Genomic DNA, 12754 nt, shown 5'->3' with positions numbered 1-12754 from the left:
CTGTGCCGGTACGCGGGAGCGGAGTTATCCACAGGCCTGGCCGGGGTGTTCACGGACGCGTAACGTGACGAGGCATGAAGATCCTGATCTCGGTGGGCACGGCGGGGGCCACCGGCGTCCGGGTGAACGGGGCGCGGGCGGGCGAGGGCCTGCCGGATTCACCGGTCGGCGGCGCATACGGTGTGCTGATAGTGCCGGTGGCCGGTGACGATCGTCATGGACGAGGCAATCCGCCGCTCCAGGGCGTCACGGCCGTCGGGCCGGTCGCGGTGGAGGAGCGGTAATGGCTGCTGAGGAGACGCGCGGGGGCGACGGGGAGCCGGGGCCGGGGGCCGGGCCGCCGGGCGCGAGAATCGACGGGCGGGCGCTGGACGAGGCGGTCCGCTTCACCTCGGACCTCATCCGTATCGACACCACCAACCGGGGCGGCGGCGACTGCCGGGAGCGGCCGGCCGCCGAGTACGTCGCCCAGCGGCTGGCCGAAGTGGGCATCGAGCCGGTGCTGCTGGAGAAGGATCCCGGCCGCACCAATGTGGTCGCGCGTGTGCCCGGCCGCGACCCGGGCGCGGAGGCCCTGCTGGTCCACGGCCATCTGGACGTGGTCCCGGCGGAGCCCGCCGACTGGACCGTGCACCCCTTCTCGGGGGATATCCGGGACGGGGTGGTGTGGGGCCGGGGCGCCATAGACATGAAGAACATGGACGCGATGGTCCTGGCCGTCGTCCGCGCCTGGGCCCGGGCCGGGGTGCGCCCGCCGCGGGACATCGTGCTGGCCTTCACCGCCGACGAGGAGGACAGCGGCGTGCCCGGCGCGGGCTTCCTCGCCGATGAGCACGCCGTGCTCTTCGAGGGCTGCACGACCGGGATCAGCGAGTCCGGCGGGTACACCTTCCACGCGGACGGGGGGCTGCGGCTGTATCCGGTGGGCGCGGGGGAGCGCGGCTCCGCCTGGCTGAAGCTGACCGCGCGGGGCACCGCCGGGCACGGCTCGAAGATCAACCGCCGGAACGCCGTCGTCAATCTGTCCGCGGCGATCACCCGGATCGGGGAGTACCGCTGGCCGGTGCGGCTCACGCCGACGGTCCGGGCCGCGCTGCGGGAGATCGCGGCCGTGCACGGCATCAGTGTCGACATGGACGCCCCCGGCTTCGACCTGGACGAGCTGCTGGGCAAGCTCGGCAAGGCGGCCGCCCTGGTGGCCGCGACGGTCCGCAACAGCGCCAACCCGACCATGCTGGACGCCGGTTACAAAATCAACGTCATCCCGGGGATCGCCATCGGCTTCGTCGACGGGCGGACCGTGCCGGGCGGCGACGAGGAGTTCCGCGCCACCATGGACCGGCTCACCGGACCGGACGTGGAGTGGGAGCTCCACCACGGGGAGGTCTCCCTGCAAGCGCCGGTGGACTCCCCGGTGTTCGAGAGGATGCGCGCGGCGATCGAGACGTTCGACCCGGAGGGGCGTGTGGTCCCCTTCTGTATGTCGGGCGGCACGGACGCCAAGCAGTTCTCCCGGCTGGGCATCGTCGGCTATGGCTTCTCCCCGGTCCGGCTGCCGGCCGGCTTCGACTACCAGGCGATGTTCCACGGCGTGGACGAGCGGGTGCCCGTCGAGGCACTGCACTTCGGCGTCCGGGTACTCGACCAGTTTTTGATGAGCACAGCTTGATGAGTACAGCCTGATGAGCACAGCTCGATGAGCACGGTCCGATGAGCGGTTTTCTTGAGGAGGCGTAGCAATCATGGTGTCCACGGCGCCCTACGGAGCCTGGCGGTCCCCGATCGACGCCGCGCTCGCCGCGGCGCACGACGGCCGGCCGGAGTTCGTGGGCACGGTCGGTGACGAAGTGTGGTGGGTGACCTCCTGCCCGGCGGAGGGCGGCCGGTCGACCCTGGTGCGCCGGCGCACCGGCGGTGAGGAGGGCTCGGCCCTGGCCGCGCCGTGGAACGTCCGCAGCCGGGTCATGGAGTACGGCGGCCGCCCCTGGGCGGCCGTGCCCCGGGAGACCGGGGGGCCGCTGGTGGTCTTCGTCCACTTCGCCGACCAGCGGCTGTACGCGTGGGAGCCGGACGGTCCGGCGGGTGCGGAGCCCCGGCCGCTGACCCCGCTGTCGGCGGTGGGCGGCGGGCTGCGCTGGGCGGATCCGGTGCTGCTGCCGGAGCGCGGCGAAGCGTGGTGCGTGCTGGAGGAGTTCACCGGGGAGGGGCCGGACCGGTTGCGGCGGCTGATAGCCGCCGTGCCGCTGGACGGCTCGGCCGCCGGGGACCGCGCGGCGGTGCGCGAGCTCACCGGTGACGACAGTCGTTTCGTCACCGGGCCCCGGCTCTCCCCGGACGGCCGGCGGGCGGCGTGGCTGGCCTGGGACCATCCGCGGATGCCCTGGGAGGGCACGGAGCTGAAGGTCGCCGAGGTCACGGAGGCCGCGGGCGGCGCCCTGCTGACGGGCGCGCGGACCGTGCTGGGCGGCGCGGCGGAGGCCGTCGCCCAGGTGGAGTGGGCGTACGACGGGTCGCTGCTGGCGATGACCGACCGTACGGGGTGGTGGAATCCGTACCGGGTGGATCCGGAGACGGGGGAGGGCGTCAATCTCTGCCCGCGCGAGGAGGAGTTCGCGGGGGCGCTGTGGCGGGCCGGGCTGAGCTGGTTCGTCCCGCTGGCCGGAGGGCTGGTGGCCGTCGTCCACGGCCGGGGCGCCCAGCGTCTGGGGATCCTCGACCCCGAGACCGGGGAGCTGGTGGACGCCGCCGGGCCGTGGACGGAGTGGGCCGCGACCCTGGCGGCCGACGGCTCGCGGGTCGTGGGGGTCGCCGCCAGTCCGCGCAGCGGCTACGAGGTGGTGGAGCTCGACATCCGTACGGGCAGGGCCCGCGCGATCGGCGCCCGGCACCGGGACGTCGTGGATCCGGCCTACTACCCGGAGCCCCTCATCCGTACCTTCACCGGGCCGGACGGGCGGGACGTCCACGCCCATGTCTATCCGCCGCACAGCCCCGACCACACGGCCCCCGCCGATCAGGCGCCGCCGTATGTGGTGTGGGCGCACGGCGGGCCCACCGGGCGGGCGCCGCTGGTGCTCGACCTGGAGATCGCCTACTTCACCTCGCGGGGCATAGGCGTCGTCCAGGTCAACTACGGCGGGTCCACCGGCTACGGGCGGGCCTACCGCGACCGGATCAAGGAGCAGTGGGGCGTGGTGGACGTGGAGGACTGCGCGGCAGTCGCGGAGGCGCTGGCCGAGGAGGGCGGCGCCGACCGGGCCCGGCTGGCGATACGCGGCGGCAGCGCGGGTGGTTGGACGACGGCCGCCTCGCTGGTGGCCACGGACCTCTACGCCTGCGGGGCCGTCTGCTTCCCGGTGCTGGATCTGCCGGCCATGGCGGCGGGTGGCACCCATGACCTGGAGTCGCACTATCCGGAGTATCTGGTCGGCCCGCTCGCCGAGGTCCCCGACCGCTACCGGGAGCGCTCGCCGATATCCCGGGCCGACCGGCTCACCGCGGCCTTTCTGCTGATCCAGGGCAAGGAGGACGCGGTCTGCCCGCCCGTGCAGGGCGAGCGGTTCCTGGCGGCGGTCGAGGGCCGGGGCGTGCCGCACGCGTACCTCGCGTTCGAGGGGGAGGGCCACGGCCTCCGTGAGCAGCGCAACATCGTGCGCGCGCTGGAGGCGGAACTCTCCCTCTACGCCCAGACCTTCGGGATGGAGGTGCCGGGCATACCCGTCCTGGAGCTCGTCAAGTGACGGCCCCGGGGTGAGCCGCGTCGCTACGTCGCTACGCCGCCCGGACCGGCCGGGCGGCGGCGGGTCGGCGCGGCGCGGGGACCACGACGGGTGAGCCGTCGCCGGGGGCGGCGAGGATGTCGGACTCGACCCCGTACAGCTCGCGGACGAGGGCGGCGTCCACGACCTCGCGGGAGGGGCCGTGGGCGACGACGCGCCCGTCCCGCATGGCCACGATCACATCGGCGTAGCGGGCGGCGCTCGCCAGGTCGTGGAGGACCATCATGACCGTGCGGCCCGCTGCGGCGACCTCGCGGACGAGTTCCAGGACGTCGACGGCGTGCCCCAGGTCGAGGGCGCTCGTCGGCTCGTCCAGCAGGACGACGGGCGTCTCCTGGGCGAGGACCATGGCCAGCCAGCACCGCTGACGCTGGCCGCCGGAGAGCTGGTCGAGCCGGCGCCCGGCCAGGGCGGCGGTTCCGGTGGCCTCCAGCGCCTCCTCGACGGCCCGCTCGTCCTCGCGCGACCACTGGCGGAAGAGTCCCTGGTGGGGGTGGCGGCCGTAGCGGACGAGCCCGGCGACGGTCACGGCCTCGGGCGCCTGCGGCGACTGGGGGAGCAGCGCGATGCGGTGCGCCGCCTTGCGGGGGTTGAGCCCCCAGATGTCGGCATCGCCGATCCGGACCGTGCCGGATTCCGGCTGGTGGAGCCGGGCGATGGAGCGCAACAGGGTGGACTTGCCACAGCCGTTGGGCCCCACGACGGCGACGACCTGCCCCTCGGGGACGGTCAGGTCCACGCCGTGCACGACCGGGTGGCCGGGGTATCCGGCGGTGAGCTGTTCGACGACGAGTCGCATGAGGTTAGCCTAACCTAATGGCTGGTATCCGTTTCCCCGGGGTTTTTCCATGCCCCCTTGGGTTTTGACGGGGTGCCCGATTATCCGGTCGCACGCCAATTCCCCCCAGGTGGGGATGTTGTGTAAGGTAAGGCTTACCTTAATTCGAGTGGAATGGGGGAAATCGCTGTGGAGCAGTCCGCACTGGCCGGCCGGATCGCGCTGGTCACCGGCGCCGGGCAGGGCATAGGCGAGGCCGTGACCCGTGCCCTGGTCGCCCAGGGAGCGCGGGTCGCGGCCGTCGACGCGACGCGGGACGGCATCAAGGCGCTCGAGGTGGAATACGGCACCGAAAAGGTGACCCACTACACCGCCGACGTCTCCGACAGTCGGGCCGTCGAGGCCGTCTTCGAGGAAGTGGAGCGCACCGCCGGGCCGCTCGACATCCTCGTCAATGTCGCGGGAGTGCTGCGGACTTCGCCCGTCGTCGAGATCACCGACGAGGACTGGCAGCGCACCTTCGACGTCAACTCCACCGGTGTCTTCAACACCTCCCGCGCCGCCGCCCGCCGGATGGGCGAGCGCCGCTCCGGGTGCATCGTCACCGTCGGCTCCAACGCCGCCGGAGTGCCGCGCACCAGCATGGCCGCGTACGCCGCCTCCAAGGCCGCCGCCACCATGTTCACCAAGTGCCTCGGGCTGGAGCTGGCCCGCAGCGGGGTCCGCTGCAACGTCGTCTCGCCCGGTTCCACGGACACCGCGATGCAGCGCTCCCTGTGGGTCGACGACGAGCCGCCCGCCCGCGTCATCGACGGCGACCCCGGGTCGTACCGCGTCGGCATCCCCCTCGGCCGGATCGCCGAGCCCTCCGACATCGCCGACGCCGTCCTCTTCCTGGTCTCCGACCGCGCCCGGCACATCACGATGCACGACCTCTACGTGGACGGCGGCGCGACGCTGCGCGCGTAGCGGTTTGTGCCCACCGGGCCGCACCTGCCCCCTGCATCGCCCCCCCGCATCGCCCCCCCGCATCGCCCCCACCCGGCCGTCGCCACCCAAAAACGCGGCGGCGCCCCCTCTTCACAACCCCACACCCGGTGCGACCCACCGGGGGAACGGAGCAGCAGGTGACCACGGTTCACCCCGTCGCCGACCGGCCGAGCGCGAGCGGGCCCGATGCCCGCCCGGACGGGCGGCCCGCGGACCCGACAGTCACCGTCGGCGCCGCCACCTCGCTGCTCGACGCCTACGAACCCGGCCGCGCCCGGTTCTTCGCCTCTCCCACCCGCACCCTGCTCGCCCACGGCACCCGCGCCGAGGTCCCGCACGGCCCGGCGCCGCTGCACCGGCGGGTCACCGAGACCCTCGATGCCGAGCTCCGCGCGGGCAACCCCGCGCCCGTCGTCGTCGGGGCCGTGCCCTTCGACCACACCGCCCCCGCCGCGCTCGCCGTGCCGGAGGCCGTCCGCTGGGCGCCGCCGCTCGCCGAGGACCCGCTCGTCGCCCTGCCCGCAGCCGCCCCCGCCGCGGCCGCCTGGGACATCCGGCCCGTACCCGAGCCCGAGGCGTACGGCAGAGCCGTCGCCGAGGCCGTACGGCGCATGAAGCGCGGCGACTTCAGCAAGGTCGTCCTCGCCCGCACCCTCGAACTGCGCTCCTCGCGCGACCTCGACCTGCCCGCGCTGCTCCAGCGCCTCGCCCGCCGCGACCCCTCCGGCTACACCTTCGCCGTCCCCTCCGGCCCCGGCCGCACCCTGCTCGGCGCCAGCCCCGAACTCCTCGTCTCCCGGCGCGGCGGCCGCCTCGTGGCCAACCCCCTCGCCGGCTCCACCCCCCGCAGCGCCGACCTCGCCGAGGACGTGCGCCGCGCGGCCGCGCTGCTGGAGTCGGAGAAGGACCTCCACGAGCACGCCGTCGTCGTCGACGCCGTCCGCGAGGCCCTCGCCCCCTACTGCCGCACCCTCGACGTGCCCGCGCGCCCCACCCTGGTGCGCACCGCCGCCATGTGGCACCTGTCCACCACCGTCGTCGGCGAGCCGGCCGACCCCGCCGTCTCCGCCCTGGAGCTGGCCTGCGCCCTCCACCCGACGCCCGCCGTGTGCGGCACCCCCACCGACACCGCCCGCCGGGTCATCGGGGAGCTCGAGCCCTTCGACCGGGGCGCCTACACCGGCATGGTGGGATGGGGCGACGCGAGCGGTGACGGCGAATGGGTCGTCACCATCCGTTGCGCCGAGGCCGAGGAGCGCACGCTGCGCCTGTTCGCGGGCGCGGGCGTCGTCGAGCAGTCCTCGCCGGAGGCGGAGACCGCCGAGACCGGCGCCAAGTTCCAGACGTTCCTTCAGGCAGTGGGGGTTGACCAGTGAATCCGGTGACATCGGTGACATCGGTGACGGACATCGACGACGCGCCCGGCTATCCGGCCGGGTTCGCCGAGCGCTACCGGGCCAAGGGCTACTGGCGTGGCGAAACGTTCGGCCAGATGCTGCGCGAGCGGGCCGGGAAGCACCCGGACCGGGTCGCGATCGTCGACCCGGCCGGCGAGGGACGCCGCTGGACCTACGGCGAACTCGACCTGCGCGCCGACCGGCTGGCCGCCGGCCTGCTCGCCCGGGGCATCGGCAAGGGCGACCGCGTGGTCCTCCAACTGCCGAACGTCGCCGAGTTCTTCGAGGTCGTCTTCGCCCTCTTCCGCATCGGCGCCCTGCCCGTCTTCGCCCTCCCGGCGCACCGCGAGACCGAGATCCGCCACTTCTGCGCCTTCACCGAGGCGGCCGCCTACGTCATCGCCGACGTCGCCGAGGGCTACGACTACCGCGGGCTCGCCACCAAGGTGCGGGCCGAAGTCCCCACCCTGAAGCACGTCTTCGTCGTCGGCGACCCCGGCGAGCACACCGCCCTCGCCGACGTCCCGGCCGAGCCGGTCGCCGTGGACGACGCGCCCCGACCCCACGAGCTGGCCTTCCTCCAGCTCTCCGGCGGCTCCACCGGCGTGCCCAAGCTCATCCCGCGCACCCACGACGACTACATCTACTCGCTGTGGGGCTCCAACGAGATCTGCGGCGTCGACGAGCACAGCGTCTTCCTCTGCGCGCTGCCCGCCGCCCACAACTTCCCCCTCAGCTCGCCCGGCACCCTCGGTGCCCTGTACGCCGGCGCCCGGGTCGTCCTCGCCCCGCGCCCCAGCCCCGACGTGGCCTTCCCGCTCATCGAGGCCGAGGGCGTCACCCTCACCGGCCTCGTCCCGCCGCTGGCCCTGGTGTGGACCGAGGCGGCCGCGGGCACCCCGCACGACCTCTCCAGCCTGGAGGTGCTGCTCGTCGGCGGCGCAAAGTTCAGCGAGGAGGCCGCCCGGCGCGTCGGCCCCGCCCTCGGCTGCACCCTCCAGCAGGTCTTCGGCATGGCGGAGGGCCTGGTGAACTACACCCGGCTCGACGACCCCGAGGAGACGATCGTCACCACCCAGGGCCGCCCCATCTCGCCCGACGACGAGATCCGCGTCGTGGACGACGAGGACAACGACCTGCCCGCGGGCGCCACCGGACACCTCCTCACCCGCGGCCCGTACACCATCCGCGGCTATTGGAGGGCCCCCGAGCACAACGCCGCCTCCTTCACGGCCGACGGCTTCTACCGCACCGGCGATGTCGTACGGCTCACGGAGACGGGCCACCTCGTCGTCGAGGGCCGGGCCAAGGACCAGATCAACCGGGGCGGCGAGAAGGTCGCGGCCGAGGAGATCGAGAACCACATCCTCGCCCACCCGTCCGTCCACGACGCCGCCGTCGTCTCCATGCCCGACGACTACCTCGGCGAGCGCACCTGCGCCTACGTCGTCCTGCGCGAGGACGCCGAACCGGTGAAGTCCCTCGCCATCAAGAAGTTCGTGCGCGAGCGCGGGCTCGCCGCCTTCAAGGTGCCCGACCGCGTCGAGTTCGTCGACGCGTTCCCGCAGACCGGCATCGGCAAGGTCTCCAAGAAGGACCTCCGCGCCGCCATCGCCGCACGGCTGCGCGACACGGCCGCCGCCCGCGGCTGAGCACCGGCCACCCCGCACGCATCCCGGAACCACGAAAGGCCCCCACCACCATGGCGCTCCCCGCCATCGCCCCCTATCCCATGCCCACCGCCGCGGACCTCCCCGCGAACAAGGTCGCCTGGACGGTCGACCCCGGCCGCGCCGTGCTGCTCGTGCACGACCTCCAGAACTACTTCCTCGACGCCTTCGAGACCGGCGCCTCGCCCGTCACCGAGCTGCTCGCCAACATCGCGCGGCTGAAGAAGGAGTGCGCCCGCCTCGGCGTCCCCGTCGTCTACTCCGCCCAGCCCGGCGGCCAGAGCGCCGCCGAGCGCGGCCTCCAGCAGGACTTCTGGGGCCCGGGCCTGCCCGACGACGAACGCGCCAAGGCCATCGCCGACGCCGTCGCCCCCGACGCGGGCGACACCGTGCTCACCAAGTGGAAGTACAGCGCCTTCGTCCGCACCGACCTCGCCGAGCGGATGGCGGAGCAGGGCCGCGACCAGCTGATCGTCGTCGGCGTCTACGCCCACATCGGTGTCATGATGAGCGCGTGCGACGCCTGGATGCGCGACATCCAGCCCTTCCTCGTCGCCGACGCCGTCGCCGACTTCTCCGCCGGCGACCACGCCATGGCACTGCGCTGGGCGGCCGCCAAGTGCGCGGTCGTCACCACCACCGACCGCGTCTTCGAAGGACAGTGAGCACCGTGGCCCTGACCCTGGAACAGATCCGAGCCGACGTCGCCGACGTGCTGGGCGAGGACCCGGCCGACATCCCCGACGACGAGAACCTCGTGGACTACGGGCTCGACTCCGTCCGCATCATGACCCTCGTCGAGCGCTGGCGGCGCGACCACGGCACCGAGGTCACCTTCGTCGACCTCGCGGAGAAGCCGGCCATCGAGGAGTGGGCACCCCTGCTGGGGGCTACGGCATGACCATCACCGCACTCGAGCGGCCCGTCAGCGGCAGCGGCCCCGACCGGCGCGTCGCGCCGGAAGGGCTGCCGCTGACGGCCGCTCAGTCGGCCATGTGGCACGCCCAGTCCCTCGACCCGGGCAGCCCGGCGCTCAACACCGCCGAGTACCTGGACATCCACGGCGACGTGGACCCGGAGCTCTTCGCCGAGGCCCTGTACCGCGTCGCCCACGAGGCGGACACCCTGGGCGTACGGATCGCCGACACGCCCGCCGGGCCCCGGCAACTGCCCGTCGACGTCCCGCCGCCCGGCCACGGCTTCCCCCTCCACACCGCCGACCTCCGCGCCGAACGCGACCCCATGGGCGCCGCCCACGCCTGGATGCGCGCCGACCTGGCCGTCCCCTTCGACCTCGCGCGCGGCCCCCTCTTCGCCCACGGCCTGCTGCGCGTCGGCGAGCGGCGCTGGCTGTGGTCCCAGCGCGTCCACCACGCCGTCCTCGACGGTTACGGTCACTCCCTCCTCGCCCGCCGCACCGCCGACGTCTACACCGCCCTCGCCGCGGGCACCGGCCCCGGCCCCGGCCCCTTCGGACGGCTCGCCGCGCTCGTCGAGGAGGACGCCGCCTACCGCGGCTCCGCCGCCCACGACCGCGACCGCGAGCACTGGCTCCGCGACGCCGCCGACGGCGGCCCCACGCTCGCGGGACGTACCGCGCCCCACTCCAGGACCTCCCTGCGCAGCACCGCCCACCTGGGCACCGAGGAGACCGCCCGGCTGCGCGAACTCGCCGCGTCCGTCCGCGCCACCTGGCCCGACGTCCTCTTCGCCGCCCAGGCCCTCTACCTCTCCCGGGCCACCGGCAGCGAGCGCGTCACCCTCGGACTGCCCATGATGGGCCGCATGGGATCCGTCGCCCTGCGCATCCCCGGCATGGTCATGAACGTCCTGCCGCTGCGCTTCACCGTCACCCCCGACACCACCTTCGCCGAGCTCGCCCACCAGGCCGACCTCGGCATCCGCGCCGCCCGCCGCCACCAGCGCCACCGCCCCGCCGAACCGGTCCGCGCCCCCCAGGTCAATGTGATGCCCTTCGACTACGGGCTCACCTTCGCCGGCGCCCCCTCCACCGCCCACAACCTCTCCGGCGGCCCCGTCGAGGACCTGACCGTCAGCGTCTACGACCGCGCCGACGGCACCGGCCTGCGCGTCGACCACGACGCCAACCCGGCGCTGTACGACGCGCGGGAACTCGCCGCCCACCAGCGCCGCTTCGTCGACCTCCTCGCCCGCCTCGCCGACGGCGACCCGCACCGGCCGCTCGCCGGGCTCGGCATCGCCACGGACGAGGAGCGCGCCCGCGTGCTGACGGAGTTCAACGACACGGCCGTCGCCCTGCCGCCGACCACCCTCATCGGCCCGGTCGAGGCCCGCGCCGCCCGTACCCCCGGCGCCCCCGCCCTCGTCCAGGGCGCCCTGACCCTGACGTACGGCGAGCTCAACGCCCGGGCCGGCCGGCTCGCCCGGCACCTCGCCGGCCTCGGCGTACGGCCCGGGACACGGGCAGCCGTAGCGCTCGGAGCCTCCGCCCCCTCCGTCCGTGAGGCCGAGGCCGTGCTCGCCGTCCTCAAGGCGGGCGGCGCGCTCACCGCGCCGGACGACCCCGCCGCCGTGTGCGTCGTGACCGACTCGCGTCACGCGTCGCCCGGCACGGACACGGTCCTCGTCGTCCTGGACGACCCCGAGGTGACGGCCGCCGTGGCAGCGCACCCGCCCGTCGACCCCGGCCGCGCGCTCACCCCGCAGCACCCGGCCCGCGTCACCGGCGGAACCGTCGTCCCGCACGCCACGATCGACGGCCGGCTGCGCTGGCTGAGCGACCGCTGCGGGCTGACGTCCGGCGACCGCGTGCTGCGCCACGCCCCGGCCGGCTCGGAGGACTCGCTGCTGGAGCTCCTCTGGCCGCTGAGGGAAGGTGCCACCGTGGTCCTGCCCGAGGCGGGGGAGACCCTCGCCCGTACGATCCGCGAACAGGACGTCACGACGGTCCGCTGCGACAGCTCGCTCCTCACGGACATCGCGGCCGGCGCCGGTTCGCTGCGGCGGGTCGTCTGCGAGGGCGGCGCACCGTCCCGCGCGGCCGTCGACGCCTTCCACCGGGCCCTCCCGGGCGTGGCGCTGCACCTGGTGTACGGGACGGGGGAGGCGGCCGGCGCCGCCCACCACCGCTGCGAGCCGGGCGGGACCGGGCCCGTCCCCCTCGGGCGGCCCGCGTGGAACACCCGGTTGTACGTGCTCGACGCGGCCCTCCAGCCGTGTCCGCCCGGTGTCACCGGCGAGCTGTACGTGGCCGCGGACCGGCCGGCCGACGGCCGCGGCGAACGCCTCGTCGGCGACCCCTTCGGCCCGCCCGGCGGCCGGATGCACCGCACGGGCCACCCGGCCCGCTGGACGGCGGACGGCCACCTCGAGCGCCCCGCCACCACGACTCCGGCCTCGGCGGATGCCGCCGCCGAGGCCGGTCCGACCGCACCCGCGAAGGCGCCGTGATCCGCCCCCGGGAGCTCGGCCGCGACCCGCTGCCCGGGCCCTGGCGCCCGGGCGGCGGGCCGGACGTCTGGCTGCTGAGGATCACCGACGGCTCGTCATGGCCGGTCGGCGAACTCGACGAGGAGGAACGGGCCCGGGCGGCCGGCTTCCTGCGCCCCCTGCACCGAGAGCGGTTCATCGCCTCGCACGTGGGGTTGCGCCGCCTCCTGGGGGCGTACCTGGGCCTCCCGCCGGAGCGGGTCGCCCTGACACGCGAGCCGTGCCCCGGCTGCGGCGGCCCGCACGGCCGCCCGGCCGTCGCGGGCGCGTCGGCGCCGCCGTTGCACTTCAACCTGTCCCACGCGGGGGAGCTGGCCCTCTTCGCCTTCGCCGGCACGCCGGTCGGCGCGGACGTCGAGGAGGAGCAGTCCGCGGCGGTCGTCGCCGACGTCTCCCGGATGCTCCACCCGTCGGAGACGGCCGAACTCGACGCCCTCCCGGAGCCGGAACGCCCCGCGGCGTTCGCCCGCTGCTGGACGCGGAAGGAGGCGTACCTCAAAGGGACGGGGACGGGGCTGGCGGAGAGCCCGGCCGTTTCGTATGTGGGGACGGGGGCGTCGCCGGCTGCCCCGGCGGGGTGGACGCTGACCGATGTCGAGGCCGACCCGGGCCACGCGGCCGCCATCGCGGTGGCGGAGAGGTGAGGAGGCCCCAGTCCCGCCCTTTCAC

The 12754-nt window shown here is 74.6% G+C and carries 11 protein-coding genes; 10 read left to right on the top strand and 1 reads right to left on the bottom strand.

Going from position 1 to position 12754, the window contains the following annotated elements:
• Nucleotides 1–74 precede the first annotated feature (74 nt).
• The 3 genes from AB0E98_RS04025 to AB0E98_RS04015 all read left to right on the top strand — a co-directional run bounded on the left by AB0E98_RS04025 (nt 75) and on the right by AB0E98_RS04015 (nt 3740).
• Nucleotides 75–284 (top strand): hypothetical protein, encoded by a 210-nt coding sequence (locus AB0E98_RS04025; RefSeq protein WP_361698345.1) that lies wholly within the window; start codon nt 75–77, stop codon nt 282–284.
• Nucleotides 284–1669, top strand: a complete 1386-nt coding sequence (locus tag AB0E98_RS04020; protein ID WP_361698343.1) for a M20/M25/M40 family metallo-hydrolase — start codon at nt 284–286, stop codon at nt 1667–1669. Before AB0E98_RS04025 ends, AB0E98_RS04020 begins: the two co-directional genes overlap by 1 nt.
• A 73-nt stretch (nt 1670–1742) precedes the next feature.
• Nucleotides 1743–3740, top strand: a complete 1998-nt coding sequence (locus tag AB0E98_RS04015) for an LpqB family beta-propeller domain-containing protein (RefSeq protein ID WP_361698341.1) — start codon at nt 1743–1745, stop codon at nt 3738–3740.
• Between the two features lie 31 nt (nt 3741–3771).
• On the opposite strand, the gene AB0E98_RS04010 is transcribed toward AB0E98_RS04015, so the two are convergent.
• Entirely contained in the window at nt 3772–4578 is an 807-nt protein-coding gene (locus tag AB0E98_RS04010; RefSeq protein WP_361698339.1) for an ABC transporter ATP-binding protein, read from the bottom strand.
• A 153-nt stretch (nt 4579–4731) separates the two neighbouring features.
• Here AB0E98_RS04010 and AB0E98_RS04005 point away from each other — a divergent pair, with 153 nt between their 5' ends.
• From AB0E98_RS04005 to AB0E98_RS03975, 7 genes are all read left to right on the top strand, one after another.
• The gene (locus AB0E98_RS04005) at nt 4732–5526 is read left to right on the top strand and encodes a 2,3-dihydro-2,3-dihydroxybenzoate dehydrogenase (RefSeq protein WP_361698337.1); all 795 of its coding nucleotides are present in this window, start codon (nt 4732–4734) and stop codon (nt 5524–5526) included.
• 266 nt (nt 5527–5792) lie between these two features.
• The gene (gene dhbC / locus AB0E98_RS04000) at nt 5793–6923 is read left to right on the top strand and encodes an isochorismate synthase DhbC (RefSeq protein WP_361699314.1); all 1131 of its coding nucleotides are present in this window, start codon (nt 5793–5795) and stop codon (nt 6921–6923) included.
• A 14-nt stretch (nt 6924–6937) separates the two neighbouring features.
• Nucleotides 6938–8596, top strand: a complete 1659-nt coding sequence (locus AB0E98_RS03995; RefSeq protein WP_361698335.1) for a (2,3-dihydroxybenzoyl)adenylate synthase — start codon at nt 6938–6940, stop codon at nt 8594–8596.
• A 50-nt stretch (nt 8597–8646) separates the two neighbouring features.
• Entirely contained in the window at nt 8647–9279 is a 633-nt protein-coding gene (locus AB0E98_RS03990; protein ID WP_361698333.1) for an isochorismatase family protein, read from the top strand.
• A gap of 5 nt (nt 9280–9284) precedes the next feature.
• The gene (locus AB0E98_RS03985; protein WP_361698331.1) at nt 9285–9515 is read left to right on the top strand and encodes a phosphopantetheine-binding protein; all 231 of its coding nucleotides are present in this window, start codon (nt 9285–9287) and stop codon (nt 9513–9515) included.
• On the top strand, nt 9512–12046 hold the full coding sequence (locus AB0E98_RS03980; RefSeq protein WP_361698329.1) for a condensation domain-containing protein: 2535 nt from the start codon (nt 9512–9514) through the stop codon (nt 12044–12046). The genes AB0E98_RS03985 and AB0E98_RS03980 overlap by 4 nt, the downstream gene beginning before the upstream one ends.
• Nucleotides 12043–12729, top strand: coding sequence for a 4'-phosphopantetheinyl transferase superfamily protein (locus AB0E98_RS03975; protein WP_361698327.1), 687 nt, complete (start codon nt 12043–12045; stop codon nt 12727–12729). Before AB0E98_RS03980 ends, AB0E98_RS03975 begins: the two co-directional genes overlap by 4 nt.
• Nucleotides 12730–12754 lie beyond the last annotated feature (25 nt).

The sequence above is a fragment of the Streptomyces sp. NPDC037389 genome (assembly GCF_040636475.1).
Lineage (GTDB): Bacteria > Actinomycetota > Actinomycetes > Streptomycetales > Streptomycetaceae > Streptomyces > Streptomyces hesseae.
The sequence above is the reverse complement of the archived record's forward strand: the minus strand, read 5'-3'. Positions and strand labels throughout refer to the sequence as shown.

Bases quoted from the DNA above. Each gene is read 5' to 3' on its own strand.
- AB0E98_RS04025 (WP_361698345.1), top strand. From the start codon at position 75: ATGAAGATCCTGATCTCGGTGGGCACGGCGGGGGCCACCGGCGTCCGG.
- AB0E98_RS04020 (WP_361698343.1), top strand. From the start codon at position 284: ATGGCTGCTGAGGAGACGCGCGGGGGCGACGGGGAGCCGGGGCCGGGG.
- AB0E98_RS04015 (WP_361698341.1), top strand. From the start codon at position 1,743: ATGGTGTCCACGGCGCCCTACGGAGCCTGGCGGTCCCCGATCGACGCC.
- AB0E98_RS04010 (WP_361698339.1), bottom strand. From the start codon at position 4,578: ATGCGACTCGTCGTCGAACAGCTCACCGCCGGATACCCCGGCCACCCG.
- AB0E98_RS04005 (WP_361698337.1), top strand. From the start codon at position 4,732: ATGGGGGAAATCGCTGTGGAGCAGTCCGCACTGGCCGGCCGGATCGCG.
- AB0E98_RS03990 (WP_361698333.1), top strand. From the start codon at position 8,647: ATGGCGCTCCCCGCCATCGCCCCCTATCCCATGCCCACCGCCGCGGAC.
- AB0E98_RS03980 (WP_361698329.1), top strand. From the start codon at position 9,512: ATGACCATCACCGCACTCGAGCGGCCCGTCAGCGGCAGCGGCCCCGAC.